This is a genomic window from Streptomyces sp. NPDC058880 (assembly GCF_042742535.1).
GTDB lineage: Bacteria > Actinomycetota > Actinomycetes > Streptomycetales > Streptomycetaceae > Streptomyces.
In genome coordinates this window covers 86083-110006 of record NZ_JBHYMC010000021.1, presented here as the reverse complement: position 1 = coordinate 110006, position 23924 = coordinate 86083, and the positions used below count along the sequence as shown (strand labels likewise).

General features: G+C 75.0%; 9 protein-coding genes and 1 pseudogene. 3 read left to right on the top strand and 7 right to left on the bottom strand.

Annotated features, from left to right (window positions below; all coding sequences use genetic code 11):
• The first annotated feature begins 124 nt into the window (after positions 1-124).
• Positions 125-910 (top strand): SGNH/GDSL hydrolase family protein, encoded by a 786-nt coding sequence (locus ACFW2G_RS15380; protein ID WP_037916063.1) that lies wholly within the window; start codon positions 125-127, stop codon positions 908-910.
• Positions 911-1051: 141 nt separating this feature from the next.
• Positions 1052-2245, top strand: a complete 1194-nt coding sequence (locus tag ACFW2G_RS15375) for an MBL fold metallo-hydrolase (protein ID WP_384580841.1) — start codon at positions 1052-1054, stop codon at positions 2243-2245.
• 152 nt (positions 2246-2397) lie between these two features.
• On the opposite strand, the pseudogene ACFW2G_RS15370 reads toward ACFW2G_RS15375, so the two are convergent.
• A pseudogene (locus ACFW2G_RS15370) lies at positions 2398-2776 on the bottom strand (transposase family protein); the annotation flags it as partial.
• Positions 2777-2837: 61 nt separating this feature from the next.
• Here ACFW2G_RS15370 and ACFW2G_RS15365 point away from each other — a divergent pair.
• Positions 2838-3701: a hypothetical protein gene (locus ACFW2G_RS15365; RefSeq protein ID WP_384580839.1), complete on the top strand. Its 864-nt coding sequence runs from the start codon at positions 2838-2840 to the stop codon at positions 3699-3701.
• Positions 3702-3811: 110 nt separating this feature from the next.
• On the opposite strand, the gene ACFW2G_RS15360 is transcribed toward ACFW2G_RS15365, so the two are convergent.
• The 6 genes from ACFW2G_RS15360 to ACFW2G_RS15335 all read right to left on the bottom strand — a co-directional run bounded on the left by ACFW2G_RS15360 (position 3812) and on the right by ACFW2G_RS15335 (position 23910).
• Positions 3812-4102 carry a hypothetical protein gene (locus tag ACFW2G_RS15360; RefSeq protein WP_384580837.1) on the bottom strand — a complete coding sequence of 97 codons (291 nt, stop codon included), beginning with the start codon at positions 4100-4102 and terminating at the stop codon, positions 3812-3814.
• A gap of 28 nt (positions 4103-4130) precedes the next feature.
• The gene (locus tag ACFW2G_RS15355; protein WP_384580835.1) at positions 4131-5411 is read right to left on the bottom strand and encodes an MFS transporter; all 1281 of its coding nucleotides are present in this window, start codon (positions 5409-5411) and stop codon (positions 4131-4133) included.
• Positions 5408-12586, bottom strand: coding sequence for an amino acid adenylation domain-containing protein (locus ACFW2G_RS15350; RefSeq protein ID WP_384580833.1), 7179 nt, complete (start codon positions 12584-12586; stop codon positions 5408-5410). The genes ACFW2G_RS15355 and ACFW2G_RS15350 overlap by 4 nt, the downstream gene beginning before the upstream one ends.
• Before the next feature lie 46 nt (positions 12587-12632).
• Positions 12633-20525, bottom strand: coding sequence for an amino acid adenylation domain-containing protein (locus tag ACFW2G_RS15345; protein WP_384580831.1), 7893 nt, complete (start codon positions 20523-20525; stop codon positions 12633-12635).
• Between the two features lie 83 nt (positions 20526-20608).
• Positions 20609-22333 carry a condensation domain-containing protein gene (locus ACFW2G_RS15340; RefSeq protein WP_384580829.1) on the bottom strand — a complete coding sequence of 575 codons (1725 nt, stop codon included), beginning with the start codon at positions 22331-22333 and terminating at the stop codon, positions 20609-20611.
• 50 nt (positions 22334-22383) lie between these two features.
• Entirely contained in the window at positions 22384-23910 is a 1527-nt protein-coding gene (locus ACFW2G_RS15335; protein ID WP_384580827.1) for an AMP-binding protein, read from the bottom strand.
• Between the last annotated feature and the right edge of the window lie 14 nt (positions 23911-23924).

Sequence of the window (23924 nt, the reverse complement as noted above, 5' to 3'; positions counted from 1 at the left end):
GACCCGAGGGGGGTCCCGGCCCCACGCGTACTTATTCCTTATCCCCCGCGTGGTACAGATCACGGCCCGTCAACCCCTCATTACGTTGGCGTAGGTTGGTTACGGGAGTGAAGGATGGGTTCTCGTGGCAGCGACGACGACGAAACTCAAGACCATCGGCTCGTACGCGGCGATCGGGGACAGCTTCACAGAGGGCGTGGGGGACCCGGGGCCCGGGGACTCCTTCCTCGGCTGGGCGGACCGGCTCGCCGTACTCCTGGCCGATCAGCGCGAAGAGCACGACTTCCGGTATGCGAATCTCGCGGTGCGCGGGAAGCTCCTCGACCAGATCGTGGCCGACCAGGTGCCGAGGGCCAAGGCCCTCGCGCCGGACCTGGTCACCTTCTGCGCGGGCGGCAACGACATCATCCGACCCGGCAGCGACCCGGACGACGTGGCGGAACGCTTCGAGGCGGCCGTGGCCGACCTCACCGGAGCCGTCGGCCACGTCATGATCACCACCGGCTTCGACACCCGCGGTGTGCCCGTCCTCAAGCACATCCGCGGCAAGGTCGCGACGTACAGCGCCCACGTGCGCGCGATCGCCGACCGCTACGACTGCCCGGTGCTCGACCTCTGGTCGCTGAAGTCGGTACAGGACCGGCGCGCCTGGGACGCGGACCGGCTGCACCTCTCACCCGAGGGCCACACCCGTGTCGCACTGCGCGCCGCACAGGTGCTCGGCCTGGAGGTGCCGGCCGACCCCGACCAGCCGTGGCCGCAGCTGCGCCCGCGCGGCTCGGTGGACGTGACCCGCGACAACATCCAGTGGGCCCGCGAGTACCTGGTGCCCTGGATCGGCCGTCGACTGCGCGGCGAGTCCTCCGGTGACCACGTCGAGGCGAAGCGCCCGGACCTGCTGCCGCTGTAGCCGCTGCGGACGCGGGCGAGGCGGGAGGACGGGACGACGCAGGAAGGGTCGGGAGGGGCGGGCGGAATCCTTCGGGGCCGGTGTGCGTTGGGATGGGCGTAGCGATACGACCGCACCGACCGCACCCTCCCTGGAGGCGCTTTGACCGGCTCCCGTCCCCTCCGTCCCCGGCTGCGCGCCCTGCGGCCCGAAGCCTTCGGCGCGGACCCGTCCGGCGCCAGGCTGGAGCGGATCCGCCGCTCACCGAACTTCGCCGACGGCGTCTTCCAGAACCCGGTCGGGGCCCGGAACAGGCCCTCCGGGTCGATGACGGAGTTCGCGAAGATCTACTTCCACCGTGAGCAGCGGCTCGGGCGCAGCCCCGCCGGGGCCGTCCCCGTGCACCCCACCACCCTCGCGGACCTGGCGAAACCGTCCGCGACCGGTTTGCGACTGACCTGGATGGGTCACTCCAGTGTGCTCGCGGAGATCGACGGGCACCGGGTGCTCTTCGACCCGGTGTGGGGCGAGCGCTGCTCACCCTTCCCCTTCGCCGGTCCCAAGCGGCTTCACCCGGTGCCGCTCCCGCTGGCCGCGCTCGGCGAGGTCGACGTCGTGGTCATCTCGCACGACCACTACGACCACCTCGATCTGCCGACGATCAAGGCGCTGGCCGGTACGGACACGCTCTTCGCGGTGCCGCTCGGCGTCGGTGCCCACCTGGAGCGCTGGGGCGTGTCGCCCGACCGGCTGCGCGAACTCGACTGGAACGAGACCACCAGGATCGGCGGGCTGTCGCTCACGGCGACCCCCGCCCGGCACTTCTGCGGCCGCGGTCTGCGCAACCAGCAGCACACCCTGTGGGCCTCCTGGGTGGTCGCGGGCGACGAGCACCGGATCTACCACAGCGGCGACACCGGATACTTCCCCGGCTTCGCGGAGATCGGTTCCGCACACGGCCCCTTCGACGCCACGATGATCCAGATCGGGGCCTACTCGGAGTACTGGCCCGACATCCACATGACGCCCGAGGAAGGCATGCGGGCCCACCTCGACCTCCAGGGCGGCACCCCCCACGGCACGATGCTGCCGATCCACTGGGGCACGTTCAACCTCGCTCTCCATGCCTGGGCGGAGCCGGGGGAGTGGACGGTCGACGCCGCCGAAGAGGGCGGCCAGTTGGTGGCGCTCCCGCGTCCCGGCGAGCCTTTCGAGCCTGCCGGACCGCTGCCCGTGGATCCCTGGTGGCGTCCGATCTCTCGTCCGATCGCTCACTCATGGCGTCGCCCCAAGCCGGTGGATCTTCCTTCGAGCGACGCTCGTTCCGGAGACCTGAACCTTGCCGGCGAGCGGTGAGCCGGAAACGGAGCCGGCATAGCGGGTTGCCCCGCGTCGTCGTCGTACGCACGCGCATCGTGCATACGGCGGTGGGCGGGCCGGCCCTCGGCGATCATCCCGATCCCGGTGCGTGAGCCGTTCCGGTGGGTTATCAACCTGTTCCCCGATGACGCGCCACGTGCCAGGTGCGGGACGGCGACGGCCTGGACGAGTGCGGTGATGCGGGTGGTCGAGCATCGGATCTTGCGGAGGAGTCGCCAGCCTTGAGGGTGGCCATGGCCTGCTCGACGAGTGCGCGGATCTTCGCGCGCGGTTGGCAGCCTTCTGACCGGTGGAAGGGGTTTCCCAGCGGTCCCAGTAGGGGGTGCGGACCGTTCCACCGGCACCCCGATAGACCTGGTCCGCCCGGCAGGTGACGCCGACCTCGGCAAGGGCGTCGACGATGCCGTGTTCGCGGGCCGCGCGGACATCGTGGACGGCGCCGGGCAGGGCCGGCGAGGCCCACGGCAGCCGGCCGAAGGGGTCGGCGAGGACCTGCACGCTCATCCCGAAACCCGGCAATCGCCGCCCTGCCGCGCTCCTCTGAGCGCGCGACCCTACGATGACGCACATGCCAACCACCTCACCCATACCTGTTCTCCGCAACTCCCTCGGAGCCACGCTCCGTTACGAGGACGAGGCACTCGTCCTGCGTCGCCCCGACGAGGAGGTGCGGATCCCGCTCCCGGCCGTCGCACGTATCCGCGCCGAAGGGCGCACGCTCGCCGTCGAACTCACCGCACGCGCAGGGGCGGCGCCCGCCGTGCACGCGCTGGCCGACGTGAGCGAGGCCGCCGCGGCGCTCTTCGCCGACGCGGTCACCGCGAACCTGCCCGAACGCGCGGCCGGGGCCGAACCGGTCGACGGCTCGGCGCTGGTCGTCGTGCGGGTCCTGACCGAGACGCCGGACGAGGAACGAAGACGCAGAGGCCGTCGCAGGACGCGGATCGGGCTGGTCTCGGTCGGGTCCGTCTTCTTCGCCCTCGCGCTCGCCGTCGGCATCCACGGCCAGTGGATCGTCGCGCTCCTGACCCTGCTCGTCGGGCCGGTCGGCGCGGCGAGCCTGGCCTACGCGCGGATGGGTGTGGAGGACCTCTACCTCCAGTGGTACCTGCCGCGCGACGGCATCACGGTCCAGGCCCGACAGGTCGGACACTCGCGCATCATGGGCGGCGGATTCGGCACGTACGTCTACACGGACCTGCACGGGGAGAACCGGACCCTGCACCATCGCGGCGGCGGTCCGACCGTCGAGGCCGCCTACCATCCGGACAAGCCGCACATCGTGCGGGTCCCGGAGTCCCGCGGCGAGAAGGCCGGCTCCGTGGCCGTGACCATGTTCCTCGTCCTCTTCGGCCTCGTGGTCGAGTCCGCAAATGCCTATTTGCTCTACGAAGCCTTCGTCAACGGATACCCGGGTTACGGCCCGACCTGACCGCACCCGGCCACCGCCTCCGGGGAGAGCGAGACCTGCCCTGGCCACGCGGCTGCGGCGTGCGAGAACCTCCACACATGAACGGATGGTGGTGTCGCCGATGACGGTCGTCACCACCGCTCGTACGTGGAGAAGGGCTGGACGTTGCCACCTGAGTGGACGGCAATGACGAGGTCCTTGTGCGGGAGCATGTCCTGGACGGGGCCGATGCCGTCGCGGAAGCTGCGGTCCTCCTCCTTCTCCTTGCCGGTGGCGGCGTCGAAGGAGTGGGTGTCCGGCCCGCTCGTCTTCCGTGATGCGGCGTACCGGCAGATCAGCGGATTCTCCTTCGTCGGCCGCCCAGCCCTGAACGCGGTCTCGCGCGGCGGCATAAGGACCTGGTCCTGGCGCTGACCTGCCATTCCAGGGAGAAGCCGGCTCCTGGGCCGCTCACGGGGCGACCCCGTTCCCCTCCTCGGCCGGCTCCGGGACCGTCGGGAGGTCCTGCCCGGCGCGGAGTGGGCCCGTCAGGAGGAGCAGGGCGCACAGCGCGTTGCCGCCGTAGAGGAGCCACAGGGCGTCGCGTTCGCCGAGGAGGGCGCCGAGGGAGCCGCCGAGGAGGCTGCCGACGGGAATCGTTCCGTACATCACGAAGCGGATGGTGGAGCCGACCCGACCCAGCATGTCCGGTGGGCAGTAAGCCTGCCGGAAGCTCACGATGATGACGTTCCCGGCGACCACCCCGGTCATCAGGCAGAACTCCCCGACCAGGAAGGCCAGCAGCCCCACCCCGTCCGTGGTGAGCGGGATCAGCAGCCCGAACGGGCCTCCGCAGAACGCGCACAACAGGACCGCCCGGGCCGTCCCGAACCGGCGGGCCAGGCGCGGCGAGACCACCGAGCCCAGGACCCCGCCCAGCCCGGCCAGCGCGATCAGGACACCGATCAGCGCGCCCGGCACACCCACCGTCCGGCTCAGGAACAGGATCGACAGGGACTGCGCCCCGGCCAGGAACAGGTTCATCGCCGCGTCGCACAGCAGGATCGTCCGCAGGAACGGATCCCGGGCGAGAAAGGCCACGCCCGCGCGGATCTCGGTGACCAACGACCGTCGGCCGGCGGCCCGTTCCTCGCCGCCCGGCGGGCCTTCCGGGGTCCGGATGTGCAGCAGCAGCGCCGTCGAGACCAGGAAGCTCAGCCCGTCGGCGAGGAAACCGGCCGCCGTGCCCCCGGCCTGGGCCAGCGCCCCGCCCGCCCCCGGTGCGACGACCTCCGCGACCGATTCGCTGGTCTGGAGCCGGGCGTTGCCGTCGGCGAGCTCCTCGTGCGGCAGTAGGGTCGGCAGGTACGCGCTGTAGGCGGCCCGGAAGAACACGTCGGCGGTGCCCGCCAGAACCGCCACCAGCATCAGTTGAGCGGTCGTCAGGACCTGCAGCCAGACCGTGGCGGTCAGCGACAGCATCAGCAGGGCCGACACCGCGTTGCACACGATCATCACCGGCCGGCGGCGCATCCGGTCGGTCCACGCACCCACAGGCAGGCCGAACAGCAGCCACGGCACCCAGGCCGCGGCGCCCAGCACCCCCATCGTGAAGGGCCCCGCGTCCAGCGTGTCCACCGCGATCAGCGGCAGCAGTACCCGGGTGGCCGCGCTCCCGAACTGGCTCACGGACTCCCCCGCCCACAGCAGCCGGAAGTCCCGGCGGCGCAGCGCGCCGCGACCGGCGCTCACCGGCCCACCATGCCCTCGACCAGCAGCGCGGCGATCTCGGCGGCGGGCTTGGACGCCATCATCTCGCCGTGCGCACAGGGTATTTCGTGATGGGCGACCGGGCCGGTGACGTACGGCTCCCACACCCGCGGCCCGGGCGCGTCCTGCTCGTGGGCGGCGGCGGCCAGCGTCACCCCACCCCGGAACACCCCGGGACGGTGGGCGGCGGCCAGCCGGTCGTGGTGGACGTAGGCCCCACCGAGGGCGGCGACGGTCTCCCCGTCGAAGACCGCCAGCGGGCCCTCCTCGGCGGCGGCCGCCGCCATCAGCCCGGCGAGGGTCAGCGGCACCCCTTCGGCCGCGCCGCACTCCTCCCGCGGCGGATAGCCGAGCGATTCCAGCAGGTCCCGCAGCGGGTCCGCGGCCGGGGCCGCCGGCTCGCCGGGGGCTGCCGGATACCCATCGAGCAGGGTGAGGCCGGCCACCTCCTGACCGTCCTGCTGGAGCGTCACGGCCACCGCGTGCGCGACCACCGCCCCGAAGGACCAGCCCAGCAGGTGGTACGGGCCGTGCGGCTGCACCGCGCGGATCCGCGCCGCGTACTCCGCCGCCATCTCCGTGACGCTCCCGGGCCGCGCCTCCGGCGCGCTGAGCGCCCGCGACTGCAGGGCGTGCACGGACCGCTGCGGATCCAGGTGCTCCAGCAGCCCCCGGTACACCCAGCCGGTGCCCGCGCCCGGGTGGACGCAGAACAGTGCGGGCGTGCCGGGCGCCCCCGTGCGCAGCGTGACCAGTGGCGCCAGCGGGTCCGCGTCCCCGCGCGACACCGGGCCGCCGCAGCGGGCGGCGAGCCCCGCGGCCGTGGGCGCGGCGAACAGGTCTTGGATCCCGAGCTCCTCGCTCAGCGCCTCGCGTACCCGGGCCATCAGCCGGGCCGCCAGGAGGGAGTGACCGCCCAGGTCGAAGAAGCCGGCGTCGGCACCCACGGAGTCCGTGGGCAGCCCCAGCACCTGGGCGAACAGGCCCGCCAGGACCTTCTCGCGTCGGCCGCGCGGCGCCCGGCCCACGCGGCCGTCCTCGGCTTCGCCGGGATCCGGCGCGGGCAGCGCAGCCCGGTCCAGCTTGTCGTTCGGGGTCCGTGGGAAGGCGTCCAGCACGACGAACGCCGACGGCACCATGTGTGCCGGGAGCATCCCCGCCAGGTGGGCGCGCAGGCCCGCCGCGTCCACCGCGGAGCCCGTACCGCCGCCGGAGGCCGGGACGACGTACCCGACCAGCCGCTTCGCACCGCCGGGTCCGTCCTCCCGGACGGTGACCGCGGCCCGGTCCACCCCGGGCGCCGCAGCGAGCGCGGCCTCGATCTCGCCGGGTTCGATGCGGAAGCCGCGGATCTTGACCTGGTCGTCGGCGCGGCCGAGGTACTCCATGCGGCCCTCGCCGTCCCGGCGGACGAGGTCGCCGGTGCGGTACATGCGCGCCCCGTCCTCGAACGGGCAGGCCACGAACCGCTCCGCCGTCGTGCCCGGGCGCCGCAGGTAGCCCCGGGCCAGCCCGGCACCCGCCAGGTACAGCTCGCCGGGCACCCCCGGCGCCACCGGCCGCAGCACCGCGTCGAGCACGTAGGCACGGGTGTTGGCGACCGGACCGCCGATGAGCGGGCGTTCGCTGTGCGCGGTGTCCCACCACAGGGCGTCGACCGTGCACTCGGTGGGTCCGTACAGGTTGTAGGCGAGCATCCCCTCCGTGGCGCGCAGCCGGCTCCACAGCCCCTCGCCCGCGGCCTCCCCGCCGATCAGCAGCAGCCGCGGCGGGGCGTCGAGCAGGCCCTCCTCGATCAGGTGCTCGGCGTGCGTGGGGGTGGTGTCGACGACGTCGAGGGCGGCGTCGGCGGCATACCGGACGAAGGCGGCGCCGTCGTGCCGCTCGGCGTCGCCGATCAGGTGGAGTTCGTGCCCGGCCACCATCCACAACAGGGCGTCCCAGGAGGCGTCGAAGGAGAGCGAGGCCACCAGCGCCACCCGCAACCGCCAACCGAGGGCGGTCCGTTCCGCCTCGGCCATGGTGTGGGCGCGGTGGAAGGCGTACAGGTTGCGCAGCGCGGCGTGGTCGACCACGACGCCCTTGGGCCGGCCCGTGGACCCCGAGGTGTACACGACGTAGGCGGCGTCGCCCGGCCGGGGCGGCCGCAGCTGCCCGGCACCGGGCGCGAGGGCGGCGGTGTCCACCTCGTCTGCCTCGTCCGCCTCGTCCGCCTCGTCGGTGAGGACGAGCGGGAACTCCGCGGACGGCAGCAGCGGTGCGGTCGCGGAATCCGTGACCAGCAGCGCCGGGGAGGAGTCGGCCAGCATGTGCGCGATCCGCCCGGCCGGGTATCCGGTGTCCACCATGACGAAGGCCGCACCGGCCTTGAGGACGGCCAGCATCGCGGCCACCGCCGCCGGGGAGCGGGGCAGGGCGATGGCCACCAGCCGCTCCGGACCCGCCCCGTCCCGGACCAGGCGATGGGCGAGCCGGTCCGACCAGGCGTCGAGGGCGGCGAAGCCGATCCGCTCGGCGCCGTGCACCAGCGCGGTCGCGTCCGGGGCGAGGGCGGCCCGCGCCGCGAACAGTTCGGGCACGGTGGCCTCCGGCACCGGCAGCGCGGTGTCGTTCCACTCCACCAGCGCCCGCCGGCGGGCCGCGGGGGTCAGCGGGTCGGCGGCCCCGATCGGCAGCCCCGGCGCCGCTGCGAGCAGCCGGACCATCCGTACCAGGGTCGCGGCGAGGTCCTCGGCGGTGGCGTGGTCGAACAGCTCGGCGGCGTACTCCAGCAAGCCCGAGATCCCGGCGGGGCGGCCCTCGGCGTCCCGGTGCTCCTGGACGTCCAGCGTCAGGTCGAACTGGGCGACGTCGAAGCGGAACGGCTCGGGGCGTACGTCGAGGCCGGGCAGCGCGAGCGTGCCGTCCTCGCCGGCCTGCACCTGGAGCAGCACCTGGAAGAGGGGGTGGCGGGCGAGGGAGCGCTCGGGGTTGACCGCCTCCACGACCCGCTCGAAGGGCACGTCCTGGTGCTCGTGCGCCGCGAGGTCGATCTCCCTCACCCGGCCCAGGAGTTCAGCGAAGGTCGGATCGCCCGAGACGTCGGTGCGCAGGACGAGGGTGTTGACGAAGAAGCCGACGAGGTCGTCCAGGGCCTCGTCCGTGCGGCCCGCGACGGGCGTCCCGATCGGGACGTCGTCCCCCGCGCCGAGCCGGGACAGGGTCACGGCCAGCGCCGCCTGCACCACCATGAAGAGGGTGCAGCCGTGCTCGCGGGCCAGTTCCAGCAGCCGGCCGTGCAGCTCGGCGTCCAGGACGACGGGGGCGGAGCCGCCGGCGAAGTCCGCCGCCGCCCGGCGCGGCCGGTCGTAGGGCAGGGACAGCTCGGCGGGTGCACCGGCCAGCGCGTCGGTCCAGAAGGCGAGTTGGCGTGAGACCGGGCTCGCCGGGTCGTCCTCCGAGCCGAGCAGCTCCCGCTGCCACAGCGTGTAGTCGGCGTACTGCACCGGCAGCGGGGCGAAGGCGGGCGCGGCGCCCGCGCACCGGGAGGCGTACGCCTCGGACAGGTCCCGGAACAGCGGCCCCCAGGACCACCCGTCGAGCGCGATGTGGTGAACGACCAGGGCCAGCACCCACTCCTGCGGCCCGGCGGCGAGCAGCGCCGCCCGTACGGGGGGCTGGCCGGCCAGGTCGAACGGGCGGGCCAGCAGCGCGTCGAGGGCCGCGGCGGTGCCCTGCGGACCGCACTCCACCAGCTCCAGCGGAACGCCGCACCCTGCCGGCAGCACGCGCTGGTACGGCTCGCCCGTCGCCTCCGGGAACACCGTGCGCAGGGCTTCGTGCCGGTCGGTGACGTCTCCCAGGGCCGCGGCCAGCGCCGCGGTGTCCAGTGGGCCGCGCAGCCGCAGCGCGAACGGGCAGTGGTAGCCGGCGGACTGGCCCGCCCGGCTCAGGAACCACAGCCGGCGCTGGGCGGCCGACAGCGGCGGGGCCTCGGGCCGCTCCGCCACCGCGGTCAGGGCCGGCCGGGGGGCCGCCCCGGCCGCGGAGCCCTGCGCCAGGCAGGCGGCCAGCCCGGCCACCGTCGGGTGCTGGAACAGCTGGCGGATGCCCAGGTCGCCGCCGAGGACGGCCCGGATCCGGGAGAGCAGCCGGGTCGCGAGCAGCGAATGGCCGCCCAGCTCGAAGAAGCTGTCCTCGGCGCCCACCGACGGCAGCCCCAGCACCTGCGCGAACAGCTCCGCCAGGAGCTCCTCGCGGGGCCCACGCGGGGCGCAGGAGGACAGCAGCGCGCCGAAGTCCGGTGCGGGCAGCGCCGCCCGGTCCAGCTTGCCGTTCCGGTTCATCGGGAAGGCGTCCAGGACCACGAAGGCCGAGGGCACCATGTGGTCCGGCAGCTGCGCGGCGAGCCGCCCGCGCAGCGCGGCCGGGTCGGCGCTGCGCCCCGCGGCCGCCACCACGTACGCCACCAGGCGCTTCCCGGCGGGGCCGCCGTCACGGGCGAGCACCGCGGCCTGCGCCACCTCCGGGAAGGCCCGCAGGCAGGCCTCGATCTCGCCGGGTTCGATGCGGAAGCCGCGGATCTTGACCTGGTCGTCGGCGCGGCCGAGGTACTCGATGCGGCCCTCGCGGTCCCAGCGGACGAGGTCGCCGGTGCGGTACATGCGGGCGCCGTCCTCGAACGGGCAGGCCACGAAGCGGCCCGCGGTGAGCGCCGGCCGGTTCAGGTAGCCGCGGGCCAGGCTCGGCCCGGCCAGGTACAGCTCGCCCGGGACGCCCGGGGCGACCGGCTGCAGCCCGGCATCCAGCACGTACGCCCGGGTGTTGGCGAGCGGGCGGCCCACCAGCGGCTCCTCGCTGGCGGCGGCGTCCCACCACAGGGTGTCGACGCTGCACTCGGTGGGCCCGTACAGGTTGTGGCAGAGCATCCCGTCGGCGGCCCGGACCCGCGTCCACAGGGCCGCGCCCGCCGCCTCGCCGCCGAGCAGCAGCACCTTGGGCCGGTGTACGGGATCGTCCAGCAGGCCCTCCTCGACGAGCTGTTCGGCGTAGGTCGGGGTGACGTCGAGGGCGTCGATGCCGGCGCGGGCGATGTGCCGGACCAGCGCGGCCGCGTCGCGGCGGGTGTCGTCGTCCACGAGATGGAGCTCGTGGCCGGCCACCATCCACAGCAGCCCCTCCCACGACGTGTCGAAGGAGAGTGCGGCCGTCAGCGCCATCCGCATCCGGCGGCCGTCGTACAGCTCCTCCGCGCGGGCGATGACCCCGGCCCGGTGGAAGGCGTACAGGTTGCGCAGCCCCGCATGGTCGATGACGACGCCCTTGGGCTCGCCGGTCGACCCCGAGGTGTGGATCACGTAAGCGGCACTGCCGGGCAGCAGCCGGCGGCCCGGGACGGGGCCGGCGGAGCCCGCCGGGGCCGCGCCCGGCGCATCGACGAGGATGCGGACGCCGCCGGTGTCCGGGAGCCCCGGGGCGGTCGCGGCGTCGGTGACGACAGTGGTCGTGGTGGACAGCAGGTGCGCGATCCGCTCGGCCGGGTAGTCGGTGTCGACGGGGACGAAGGCGGCGCCCGCCTTGAGTACGGCGAGCAGCGCCACGACGGAGTCGGCGGACCGGGGCAGGGCCAGGGCCACCAGGTGCTCCGGTCCGACCCCGTGCCCGGCGAGCCGGTGCGCCAGCGCGTCGGCGCGGCCGTCGAGCTCGGCGAAGGTCAGCGCGGTGTCCCGGAAGACCAGGGCGGTCGCACCGGGGGTGCGGGCGGCCCGCTCCTCGAACAGCTCGGGCAGGGTCCCCGCAGGCACCGGCGCGGCCGTGTCGTTCCAGCCGGAGAGGACCAGTGCGCGCTGCTCGACGGAGAGCGGGTCGGTCCGCCCGACGGGCGCGGCGGGGTCGGCGGCGAGGCGCTCCAGCACCCGGGCGAGGGCGGCCGCGAGGTCCTCGGCCGTGGCCCGGTCGAACAGGTCCGTCGCATATTCCAGGGCTCCGCCGATCCCGGCCGGGGCGCCGCCCGCGTCCCACTGCTCCTGGAAGTCGGCGGTGAGGTCGAACTTGGCGACGTCCCAGGCGGCGGTCTGCTCCGCGGACTCCAGGCCGGGCAGGGTGAAGACGGGACCCGCGCCGCTGTCCAGGGTCATCATCACCTGGAAGAGAGGGTGGCGGCCGAGGGACCGTTCGGGGTTGACCGCCTCGACGACCTGCTCGAAGGGCACCTCCTGGTGCTCGAAGGCGGCGAGGTCGCTTTCCCGCACCCGCTCTAGGAGGTCGGTGAAGGTCGGGTCGCCGGAGAGGTCGGTGCGCAGGACGAGGGTGTTGACGAAGAAGCCGACGAGGTCGTCGAGTGCTTCGTCCGTGCGGCCGGCGACGACGGTTCCGATGGGGATGTCGGTGCCGGCTCCGAGGCGGGACAGGAGGACGGACAGGCCGGCTTGGAGGACCATGAAGAGGGTGCAGCCGTGCTGCCGGGCCAGTTCGAGCAGTCGTCCGTGCAGCTGCGCGTCCAGCTCCAGGGGGACCGAGCCGCCCGCGAAGCTCGCCACCTCCGGGCGCGGCCGGTCGGCGGGCAGCGCCAGTTCGGCCGGGGTGCCGGCCAGTTCCCGCGTCCAGAAGGCGAGTTGTGCGGCGAGCAGGCTCTCCGGGTCGTCCTCGGCGCCCAGCAGCTCGCGCTGCCACAGCGTGTAGTCCCGGTACTGCACGGGCAGCGGCTCGAAGGTGGGCGCCGCGCCCGCGCACCGGGCGGCGTAGGCGGTGGCCAGGTCGGTCAGCAGCGGCCCCCAGGACCAGCCGTCCGTGGCGATGTGGTGGATCACCAGCGCTAGCACCCACTCCTCGTCGCCCAGGGCGAACAGGCGTGCTCGCAGTGGGAGTTCGGTGGTGATGTCGAAGACGTGCCCGGCCTCGGCGGCCAGCGCGTCGGCGAGCTCGGGCTCGCCGAGGCGGACCAGGGGCAGCTCCGGCGCCGCGTCGGTGATGTGTTGCACGGGCTCGCCGTCCACCTCGGGGAAGACCGTCCGCAGCACCTCGTGGCGCCCGGTCAGATCGCCGAGGGCCGCGGTCAGCGCCTGCGGGTCCAGGGGACCGCGCAGTCGGGTGGTGAGCGGGCAGTTGTAGGCGGCGCCGGTCTCGCCGAGCCGGCTGAGGAACCACAGCCGCCGCTGGGCGGACGATACGGGGAACACAGGACCTCCAGGGGCGTGCGGGGTGGTGCGGGGGCGGGGAGTCGGCTCAGGCATCGGCGGTGCGCCGGAGCGTGGGACGGGCCTTCGGCGCGTCGGTGAGCAGGGCGGCGGTGCGGGCCGGGGTCGGGTGCTGGAAGAGCTGGCGGATCTTCAGCTCCCGGCCGAGATCGGCCCGGATCCGGCTGATCAGCCGGGTGACGAGGAGGGAGTGGCCGCCCAGGGCGAAGAAGTTGTCGTCCGGGCCGACCTCGTTCCGGCCCAGGACCTCGGCGTACAGGGCGCGGACACGGTCCTCGGTGCTGCCGCCCGGGTCCTCGGCCGGCTCGGGCGCGGCGGGGGCGGCCGTGTGCGGAGCCGGGCCGTCGACCGATCCGACCGCCCGGTCCGGGGCGGCCGCGAGACCGCGCAGCACCAGGGCCAGGTCCGCCGCCAGCCGTTCCGCGCTCGTCCGGTCGAACAGCTCGCTGGCGTAGGTGAGTTCGCCGGTGAGGCCCAGCGGGGTGCCGTCGGCGGCGCGCCGCTCCCCGAGGTCCACGCCGAGGTCGAACTTGGACACCGCCCACTCGACAGGGTGCGGCCGGGCCGTGAGGCCCGTCAGGCGGGGCAGGGCGGGCGGCTCGTTCTGGACCTGGAGCAGCACCTGGAAGAGCGGGTGCCGGGCGAGGGACCGCTCCGGGTTCACCCCCAGGACGACCTGCTCGAAGGGCACCTCCTGGTGGGCGTAGGCGGCGAGGTCGGTCTCCCGCACCCGCTCTAGGAGGTCGGTGAAGGTCGGGTCGCCGGAGAGGTCGGTGCGCAGGACGAGGGTGTTGACGAAGAAGCCGACGAGGTCGTCGAGTGCTTCGTCCGTGCGGCCGGCGACGACGGTTCCGATGGGGATGTCGGTGCCGGCTCCGAGGCGGGACAGGAGGACGGACAGGCCGGCTTGGAGGACCATGAAGAGGGTGCAGCCGTGCTGCCGGGCCAGTTCGAGCAGTCGTCCGTGCAGCTGCGCGTCCAGCTCCAGGGGGACCGAGCCGCCCGCGAAGCTCGCCACGTCCGGGCGGGGCCGGTCGTAGGGCAGGGCGAGCTCGGCCGGGGTGCCGGCCAGTTCCTCGACCCAGAATTCGAGCTGGCGGGTGATCAGCGCGTCCGGGGCGCCCGGCGTGCCGAGCACGGACCGCTGCCAGACGGTGTGGTCCCGGTACTGCACGGGCAGCGGCTCGAAGGCGGGCGCCGTGCCCGCGCACCGGGCGGCGTAGGCGGTGGCCAGGTCGGTCAGCAGTGGCCCCCAGGACCAGCCGTCGGTGGCGATGTGGTGCACCACGAGCACGAGCACCCACTCCTGTCGCCCCAGCTCCAGCAACCGGGCCCGCAGCGGGAGTTCGACCGCGATGTCGAACCAGTGCCCCGTCACCTCCCGGACCGCGTCCGCGACGGCACCGGCCTCCGTGACCGCGAGGACCTCCAGCGGCACCTCGGCGGCCGCGCCCTCCAGCAGCCGGACCACCGGCTCGCCCCCGCACTCGTCGAAGACGGTCCGCAGCACCTCGTGCCGGGCCACCACGTCGCCCAGCGCCGCACGCAGCGCCGGCGCGTCCAGCGGACCGCTCAACCGGTAGGCGAAGGGCACGTTGTGGTGGCCGGACGGGCCCTCTGCCTGATGCGCGAACCACAGGCGGTGCTGCGCCGGGGACAGCGGCGCGCCCTGCCCCGGCTCCGCACGGCGCAGCGGCGGCCGCGCCCGGTCGGCGCTCCCGGCCAGCTCCGCGAGGGCGGCCACGGTCTGCGCGCGGAAGACGTCGCGCAGCGCCAGCTCGACCCCGAGGGCCGTACGGATCCGGCTGACCAGCCGGGTCGCCAGCAGCGAGTGGCCGCCCAGGTCGAAGAAGCCGGCGTCGGCGGCGACCGCGTCGAGGCCGAGCACCTCGGCGAAGAGCCCGGCCAGGATCTCCTCCCGGGGGGTACGGGGGGCACGTCCGCCGGAAGCGGGCAGCGCGGGCTCGGGCAGGGCCCGGTAGTCCACCTTGCCGTTGGGGGTCAGCGGCAGCGCGTCCAGGACCAGGACGTACGAGGGCAGCATGTAGTCCGGCAGCAGCCGCTCCAGCCGGCGTCGCACCGCGGGCCCGGACACCTCCCCGACCACGTAACCGGCCAGCCGCTTCTCACCGTCCGCGGCGGCCCGTACGGCGACCACGGCCTGGCGGACCCCCGGGCATGCGGCCAGCGCGGCCTCGACCTCACCGGGCTCCACGCGGAAGCCGCGGACCTTCACCTGCTCGTCGGACCGGCCGAGGAACTCCAACAGCCCGTCGGCCCGCCACCGGGCGCGGTCGCCGGTGCGGTACATGCGGGTGGCGGGCGCGCCGAACGGATCGGCGACGAACCGCTCGGCGGTGGCCGCGGGCCGCCGCTGGTAGCCGCGCGCGACTCCGGCACCGGCCAGGTACAGCTCGCCCGGGGTGCCCGGCGGCACCAGCCGCAGCCGCTCGTCCAGCACGTACGCACGGGTCCCGTCCAGGGGGCGGCCGATCGGCACCGGGCCGTCGGCGTCCGAGGCGCCGGCGATCAGGTGGCTGGTCGCGCACAGGGTCGCCTCGGTGGGCCCGTACAGGTGGCGGACCACGGTGTCCGGGCAGGCGGCCAGCACGGCCCGGACCGCGGCGGGGCTGACGACGTCGCCGCCGGTCAGCACCTCGCGGACGCCGGCCAGCAGGCCCGGGTCCTCCTCGGCGACCACCCGGAACAGACCGGCCGTCAGGTGCACGGCGGTGACGCCCGCCCCGCGGATCAGGGCGCCCAGCGCGGCGGCCGTGGGCTCGCCCTCGGGGGCGACGACGACCTGCCAACCCGACAGCAGCGCCACCCACAGCTCGTAGTCGGCGATGTCGAACGCGTGCGGCGCGTGGAACAGGACGCGCTCGGCACCCCGGGTGTGCCAGCCCCGGTCGGCCACCAGGGCCAGGACGTCCCGGTGGGTGACGGCGACGCCCTTGGGCTCGCCGGTCGAGCCCGAGGTGTGCATCAGGTAGGCGAGCTGCCCGGGCGGGCACGACGCGGCCGTGAACTCCGCGTCCCGCGCGTCCGCCCCGGCGGTGTCCGCCGCCGTGACCAGGACCGTGCGGGCGCACTCCAGGCCGAGCGGGGCGAAGGCCTCGTCGACCAGCAGGACGGAGCAGCCCGCATCGGACAGGATCCTCTGCATGCGCGCGGCCGGGTACCCGGTGTGCAGCGGCACGTACGCCCCGCCCGCCTTCAGGACGGCCAGCATCGCGACGACGACCTCGGGGGAGCGGGCCATCAGCACGCCGACCGGGGTCTCGGTGCCGACCCCGTACCCGGCCAGCCGCCGGGCCAGCCGGTCCGCCCGCCGGTCCAGCTCCCCGTACGTGATCTCGTCCGGGCCCGAGAAGAGGGCCACCGCGTCCGGGTGCAGGCGGGCCCGGCGGGAGAACTCCTCGTGCACGGAGCCCGCCGCGGCCTGCTGCGGCCCCTCCGGCAGCCAGCCGCCGAGCAGCTGCCCGCGCTCCTGCTCCAGCAGGACCTCCAGTGCCGAGATCGGACCGCGCGGCGCCCGCACCGCCGCCTGCAGGACCGCCCGCAGCCGCCCCACGAGGGCGCGGACGGTGGCCTCGTCGAACAGGCCCGTACGGTATTTGGCGACGGCGCGCAGGCCCTCGCCCGGCGAGCCCGCCTCGGTGAACTGCAGCGCCAGCTCGAACTCGGCCTCCGGTACGTCGACCTCCTCGGCTTCCGCGGTCAGCCCGGGGAGGTCGAGAGCGGCCGTTCCGGTCGCCGGGCGCATCGCCAGCGCCACCTGGAACAGCGGGTGGTGGGAGAGGGAGCGGCGCGGGTTGACGGCCTCGACGACCTGCTCGAAGGGGACGTCCTGATGGGCGAAGGCGGCCAGGTCGGTGTCCCGGACCCGCTCCAGGAGTTCGGCGAAGGTCGGATCGCCGGAGACATCGGTGCGCAGGACCAGGGTGTTGACGAAGAAGCCGACCAGCTCGTCCAGGGCCTCGTCGGTGCGGCCCGCGACGACCGTCCCGATCGGCACGTCGGTGCCCGCCCCGAGCCGGGACAGCACCACCGCCAGAGCCGACTGGAGCACCATGAAGACGGTGCACCCGTGCGCCCGGGCCAGCGCCGCCAGCTGCGCGGTCAGCGCCGCGTCCAGATCGAAGCCGAAGGCGGCGCCCGCCGGGTCGGCGACCGCGGGCCGGGGACGGTCGGTGGGCAGCGCGGGCTCCTCGGGCAGCCCGGCCAGCACGGTGCGCCAGTGGGCCAGCTGCTCCTCGGCTACGTCGTCCAGCAGGGCGCGCTGCCACAGGGTGTAGTCCGCGTACTGCACGGCCAGCGGGGCTCGCCGGCCCGAACCCGCGCCGGTACGGGCCGCGTAGGCGTGCGCCAGGTCGTCCAGCAGCGGCCCCCAGGACTCGCCGTCGGTGGCGATGTGGTGCAGGGCCAGCACCAGGGTGTGCTCCCGCGGCCCGCAGGCCAGCAGCGCGGCCCGCAGCGGGGCCTGCGCCGCCAGGTCGAAGGGGCGGCCCGCGACCTCGGCGACCAGAGCGGCCGTCCCGGCGCCGCCGCTCGCATCGAGGACCTCCAGGGCCGGTGGGGCCGGGGGCAGGACGACCTGGCGGGGCTCGCCGTCGACGTCCGGGTGGATGGTGCGCAGGATCTCGTGCCGCTCGGCCAGGTCGGCCAGCGCCCCGCGCAGCGCCGCCACGTCCAGCCGACCGTCGAGCCGGAGGGCGACCGCGCTGTGGTAGGCCGGGTTCGACCCTTCGAGCCGGTCCAGGAACCACACCCGGCGCTGCGCCGGGGAGAGCGGCAGCCGCTCCGGGCGCGCCTGCGGCCGCAACGCGGGACGGGCCCGGTCCGCGCCGTCGACCAGCGCGGCGAGTGCGGCCGGCGTGCGGGCGGTGAACACCTCACGGATGCCCAATTCTGCGCCGAACGCCCCGCGCACCTGCGCCACCAGCCGCATCGCCAGCAGGGAATGGCCGCCCAGCTCGAAGAAGTCGTCGTCGGCGCCCACCTCGGGCAGGCCCAGCACCGACGCGAACAGACCCGTCAGGATGCGCTCCCGCTCGGTGCGGCCGCCGCGGCCGCCGCGGCCGCCGGTGCGCAGGGCGGGGGCCGGCAGGGCCCGCCGGTCGAGCTTGCCGTTCGGCGTCACCGGCAGCTCGTCCAGCACGACCACGGCCGGGACCATGTGCTCGGGCAGCGCGGCGGCGAGCTCGCCGCGCACCCCGGCGGGGGTCGGCGCGGTGCCCGGGCGGGGCACCACGTACGCCACGAGCCGGGGATCGCCCGGGCGATCCTCGCGGACGACGACCGCCGCGTGCGAGACGCCGGTGCAGCCCGCGGCGGCGTTGCGGACCTCGCCCGGTTCGATGCGGAAGCCGCGGATCTTGACCTGGTCGTCGGTGCGGCCCAGGTACTCCAGGACGCCGTCGGCCCGCCAGCGCACCAGGTCGCCCGTGCGGTACATGCGGTCCCCCGGCTCGAAGGGGCAGGCCACGAACCGGTCGGCGGTGAGCCCGGGCCGGCCCAGGTAGCCGCGGGCCAGCTGCACACCGGCCAGGTACAGCTCGCCGGCGGTGCCGGGCGCCACCGGGGCGAGCCGGCCGTCCAAGACGTAGGTACGGGTGTTGGCGGCGGGCCGTCCGATCGGGACGGTGGCGTCCCCGGCCCGGCAGGGCCAGAGCGTGACGTCGACCGCGGCCTCGGTCGGGCCGTACAGGTTGTGCAGTTCCGCGCCGGGCAGGACCCGGAAGAAGGCGTCCTGGGTGTGCGGGGGCAGTGCCTCGCCACTGGCGATCACCCGGCGCAGCGAGCGGGCACCCGCCGCGGCGGGCTCCCGCAGGAACACGTCGAGCATGGACGGCACGAAGTGCGCGGTGGTGACGGACTCCCGGGCGATCAGGTCGGCCAGGTAGGCGGGGTCCTGGTGGCCGCCGGGCTTCGCGACCACGAGCGTCGCCCCGGTCAGCAGCGGCCAGAAGAACTCCCACACCGAGACGTCGAAACCGCTCGGCGTCTTCTGCAGCACCCGGTCCCCGGCCCCCAGCCCGTACTCCCGCTGCATCCACGCCAGCCGGTTGACGATGGCCCGGTGCGGGACCAGCGCGCCCTTGGGGCGGCCGGTGGAACCGGAGGTGAAGATCGCGTACGCCGGGTGGTCGGGCAGGACCACCGGCCGCGGTGCGCGGTCCGCCGCGGGGAGTGGGGCGTCCAGCCGCAGCGTGGGCGTTCCCGGCGCCTCCCATCCGGTGCTCAGCACCAGCGCCGGGGCGGCGTCAGCCATGATCTGGAGGTTGCGCTCCTCGGGCTGGCCCGGGTCGACGGGCAGGTAGGCGGCGCCCGCCTTCAGCACCCCGCACAGGGCGACCATCAGGTCGAGGGAGCGCGGCACGGCGACCGCGACCAGGCTCTCCGGTCCGATCCCAAGGGACGCGAGCACGTCCGCGAGGCGGCCCGCCCGCTCGTCCAACGCCCGGTAGGTCAGGGACTCGCCCTCGAAGACGACGGCGGTGGCGTCCGGGGTCCGGGCGGCCTGCTCCGCGAGCAGCGCGGTCAGCGTCGACTCCGGGAGGGCGGCCGCGGTGTCGTTCCACTCGGCCAGGACCCGGTGGCGCTCGGCCGCTGTCAGCGCGTCCAGGACCGCCACCGGCGCGTCCGGGTCGGCCGTCCACCGCTCCAGCAGCCGCACCAGCCGCTCGCCCAGCTCCCGCACCCGCTCGGTGCCGACGAGCCCGGGGTGGTGGCTCAGCCGCAGCCCGAGCGCCGCGCCCGGCTCGACCACCAGGGTGAGCGGGAAGTGCGTGGTGTCCCGGAACCGGATCCGTGCCTCCAGGCCGAAGCCGGGCAGGTCCAGTGCGTAGTCGCTCATCGGGAAGTTCTCGAAGACCAGATTCGTGTCGAAGAGCGCGGACGGGGAACCGGCCAGCTTCTGGATCTCCGTCAGCCCCAGGTGGTCGTGGCTCGCCAGCTCGGCCCGCTCGCGCTGGAGCTCCGCGCAGACCCGGCGCAGCGGGGCGGCCGCGTCGATCCGGGCCCGCACGGGCACGGTGTTGATCAGCATGCCGATCATCCGCTCCGCACCCGGCAGTTCGGCGGGGCGGCCGCTGACCGTGAGACCGAAGACCACGTCGTCCTGCCCGGTGGCGCGGGCCATGAGCGTCGCCCAGGCCCCCTGGACCACGCTGGTCAGCAGCAGCCCGCACGCCCGGGCCCGCGCGGTCAGTGCCGCCGTCCGCTCCTCGTCCAACCGCACCACCACGTCCTCGGGGGTGGCGCCGGGGGAGACCCGGCCGGCGCCCTCCGCGATCCGGCCGGGTGCGTCGAGACCGGCCAGGGCGGTGCGCCAGGCCTCCTCGGCGGCGGGCCGGTCGCAGCCCGCGAGGTGCGCCAGGTAGTCCCGGTAGGGCCGCACCGGCTCAAGCCGGCCACCCGTGTACAGGGTGAACAGCTCGCGGAAGAGCAGCCCGAACGACCAGCCGTCCAGCAGGATGTGGTGGGCGGTCACCAGGAGCCGGTGTCGGTCGTCCGCCAGCCGCAGCAGCGTGAACCGCAGCAGCGGCGGCCGGCGGCTGTCGACGCCCTGTGCCCAGTCCTCCTCCGTCAGTTCCGCGGTCCGCACCTCGGCCGCACCGGCGGGCAGATCGCCGAGGTCGTGCTCCCGCCAGGCCGGCTCCATGTCCCGGCGCACCACCTGGACGGGATCGCCGTTCTTGCGGTGGGTGAGGACCACCCGCAGGTTGGCGTGGCGGCGCAGCAGCTCCCCGGCGGCCCGGCGCAGCCGTCCCGCGTCGAGCGTCCCGTCCAGGTCGACGGTGAACTGGGCGATGTAGAGGTGCTTGGAGTCCTCGTCGTACCCGGAGTGGAAGAGCATGCCCTCCTGCAGCGGGGAGAGGGGCAGGACGTCCTCGATGGCCGGCCGGCTGGTGTTCATGGCTGATGTCGCTTTCTGGGAGACCGTCGAAGAGCGGCGGAGGTGCGGAGGTGCGCAGGTGCGCAGGTGCGGACCGGTCGGGGTCAGAGGAGGCCGAGCGAGGCCGCGAGGTCGTCCAGTTCGTCCTGGCCGATCGCGCCGAGCGTCAGGCCGGCGGCGGGCGGGACCGTGGACGCGGCCGCGGGACCGGTGCGGTCGGCGTGGACGACGAGGGCGCCGAGCATCCGGAACCAGCCGTCGGCCAGCGCCCGGACCTCCGCCTCGTCGTGGACGCCCTCGGCCCAGGCCCAGTCGGCGTGCAGGACGGGCCCGTCCGCCGACTCCAGGACGAAGGCGTTCACCTCGACGGCGTGCGCCATCGGCATGCCGGGGCCCGGGGCGTCGAGCCGGGCCCCGTGGGCGGGCAGCAGCTGCCAGTCGGCGTCGGCCGGACCGCCCAGCCGGCCGAGGTAGTTGAAACCGATGCCCGCGGGCTCCGCCGCGGCGAGCTCCTTGCCGACGACCGGGTCGAGGTGGCGCAGCAGGCCGTACCCGATGCCCTTGCGCGGGATCGCCCGCAGCTGCTCCCGGACCCGCCGCAGCGCCTCTCCGGCGGTGGGTCCGCCGTTCTCGGCGTCCGCCGCACCCAGGCCGTCCAGGGCGAAACGGGTGGGAAAGAGGGTGGTGAACCAGCCGACCGTGCGGGAGAGGTCCGCTTCGGCGCCGATGTCCTCCCGGCCGTGGCCCTCCAGCTCCACCAGGGCCTCCGGGCCGCAGGGCCGCCACCGGGCCAGGGCCAGGGAGAGCCCGGCCAGCAGCACCTCGTTGGCGTCTGCGCCCAGCCGGTCGGCCACCGACGTCAGCAGCGGCCCGGCCGTCGCCGCGGGCAGGCTCAGGGCGAGGTGCCCGGCGCGGTCCTCGTGGTCGCGGGCCGGGTCCAGCGGGCGGCGGCCCGCGATGCCCGCACCCGGCCGCACCACACCGCGCCAGTACGCGGCTTCGGCAGCGGTCCGCTCCCCGGCCGCCTCCGCGGTGAGCAGCTCGGACCAGCGGCGGAACGAGGTGGCCACCGGTTCGAGGGCGCCGGCGGCGGCCCGCCCGGCGGCGACAGCCTCCCAGGCCCGGGCGAGGTCGCCGGTCAGCACCCGCCAGGAGATCCCGTCCACGACCACGTGGTTGACGATCAGGGCCAGCGCCCCGGGCAGCCCGGCCCCGGCGTCGAACCAGACCGCCTGCACGATCACCCCGCCGCCGGCCGAGAGCCGGTCACGGGCCGCGTGCACCTCCCGACCGACCTCCTCGGCGGTGGCCTGGCGGCCCTCCGTCGGTACCCGGCGCAGGCACGGGGCGGCGGGCACCGACCCGGCCGGGCGGGTCCGCCAGCCGGAGCCGTCCCGGATCACGCGCAGCATGTCGTGCCGGTCCAGGATTGCCTGGAGCACCTCGGCCGCGCCCTGTCCGGTCAGCCCGGCCGGGGTCCGCACCACCAGGTACTGGTAGTAGCGGTCGGCCGGCCCGCCCCGCTCGTCGAGCCAGTGCATGACCGGCGTCGGCCGGACCGGCCCGACGCCGTCGTCGCCCGACCGGGCGGACCGGGCCAGCGGCCGGGCGGCGTCGGCCAGGGCCGCCACGTCCGGCAGGGTCAGCACGTCCCGGACGGTGATGCGCAGCCCGGCCCGGCGGGCCGCGCCGACCACCTGCACGGCGATGATGCTGTCACCACCGAGCCGGACGAAGCCGTCCTGCGGGCCGACCTCCCGGATTCCGAACAGGTCCGCCAGGACACCGCACAGGATCTGCTCCGCCTCGGTCACGTCGATTCCCCTCATGGTCTTCCTCGTTCTCGCTCTCCACAGGCCCTCGGGGCCTGCGCGGGTTGTCAGACGGCGGTGCGGGCCGGGGCGAACAGCGCCCGCAGGGCGGCCCGGTCGACCTTTCCGTTGGCGGTCACCGGCAGCTCCGCCACCGGCCGGAAGTGCCGGGGCACCATGTACGCCGGCAGCTGCGCCGCGCACGCCGCGGCCAGTTCCTCGGGCCCGGGGCCGTCTGCCCCCGTCCGGGTCCACACGGCCGCGAGTCGGCGCGAGCCCGCGACCTCCACCGCCACCACCACGGCCCGGCGGACCCCCGGGACCGCGCCCAGGACCGCCTCGACCTCGCCGGGCTCGACCCGGTACCCGCTCACCTTGAGCTGGTCGTCGACCCGGGCCACGAAGTGGAAGTCCGCCCCGTCGAACCGGACGAGGTCCCCCGTGGCGTACGTACGGCGCGGGATCCCGTCGCGGTGCGGCAGGGTCCGGAAGCGGGTCGCCGTCAGCTCCGGGTCGCCCAGGTAGCCGAGGCCGACACTGCCCCCGCCGACGACCAGCTCCGCCTCCTCGCCCGCCGCGAACGGCCGCAGCCCGCCGTCCGCCTCGCGCAGCAGCTCCGCGCCGGCGACGGCGCAGCCGATCGGCGGGTGCTCGGGCCAGGAAGCGGCCTCCCGGGGGTCCAGCCGGTACTGCGTGACCACGTGGGTCTCGCTGGGCCCGTACTCGTTGACCAGCGCGACCCCGGCGGCCGCGCAGAACTCCCGCACCTCGGAGTTGACGACCAGGCGCTCGCCCGCGACCGCGATCTCCCGCAGGTCGGGCATCGCGCCCGGTTCGAACACGGCGGCCGTGGCCAGCGCGTGCAGCCCCACCACCGGCAGGAACAGCCGGGCGACCCGGTGTGCGCGGATCACGTCCATCAGCGCGAAGGGGTCCTGGCGTTCCTCGTCGGAGACCACGACCAGCGCGGCCCCGGCCAGCCAGGTGGCGACGATCTCCTCATAGCCCACGTCGAAGCCGATGGAAGCCGCCTGGAGGGTGTGCGGCGGGCGGTCGTGGGCCCAGTTCCGTACGTGCCAGTCGCCGAGCGCGGCCAGCACCGAGGACGCCACGGCCACCGACTTGGGCTCACCGGTCGATCCGGAGGTGGGAATGACGTACCCGAGGATTCCCTCGCGCAGCTCCTCCAGCGGGGCGCCGCGCAGCTCGCCGAAGGCGACCTCGGCGGGGCCGAGCCCGGTCGGCGCGGTGTGGTCGGGACGGACCAGCAGGGCGCAGTGTCGGGCGATCCGGGCGGCCCGCGGCGCGGGCATGCCCGGGTCCACGCAGACCACGCCCACCCCCGCCCGCCAGGCGCCGAGCACGGCGGCGCACCGCTCCCAGGACCGTGCGCCGTGGACGGCGACCACGTCGTCGGGTCCCAGGCCCCGGGCGGCGAGCCCGCCCGCGATGTCGGCGGAGCGGCTGTCGAGTTCGCCGTAGGTGTGGGCGACGCCGCCGTCGACGACGGCGACCGCCGCGGGGTCGCGCCGGACGGCGCGGATCAGGGTCCGGACGAGCGAATGCCGTGGTCCGTGCGCCTCGTCGGCGTGCATGGACGTCCCTTCTG

What these genes read in the sequence shown, in the direction of transcription:
- ACFW2G_RS15365 (WP_384580839.1), top strand. Translation starts at nt 2,838, where the DNA reads ATGCCAACCACCTCACCCATACCTGTTCTCCGCAACTCCCTCGGAGCC.
- ACFW2G_RS15360 (WP_384580837.1), bottom strand. Translation starts at nt 4,102, where the DNA reads ATGGCAGGTCAGCGCCAGGACCAGGTCCTTATGCCGCCGCGCGAGACC.
- ACFW2G_RS15345 (WP_384580831.1), bottom strand. Translation starts at nt 20,525, where the DNA reads ATGAACACCAGCCGGCCGGCCATCGAGGACGTCCTGCCCCTCTCCCCG.
- ACFW2G_RS15340 (WP_384580829.1), bottom strand. Translation starts at nt 22,333, where the DNA reads ATGAGGGGAATCGACGTGACCGAGGCGGAGCAGATCCTGTGCGGTGTC.
- ACFW2G_RS15335 (WP_384580827.1), bottom strand. Translation starts at nt 23,910, where the DNA reads ATGCACGCCGACGAGGCGCACGGACCACGGCATTCGCTCGTCCGGACC.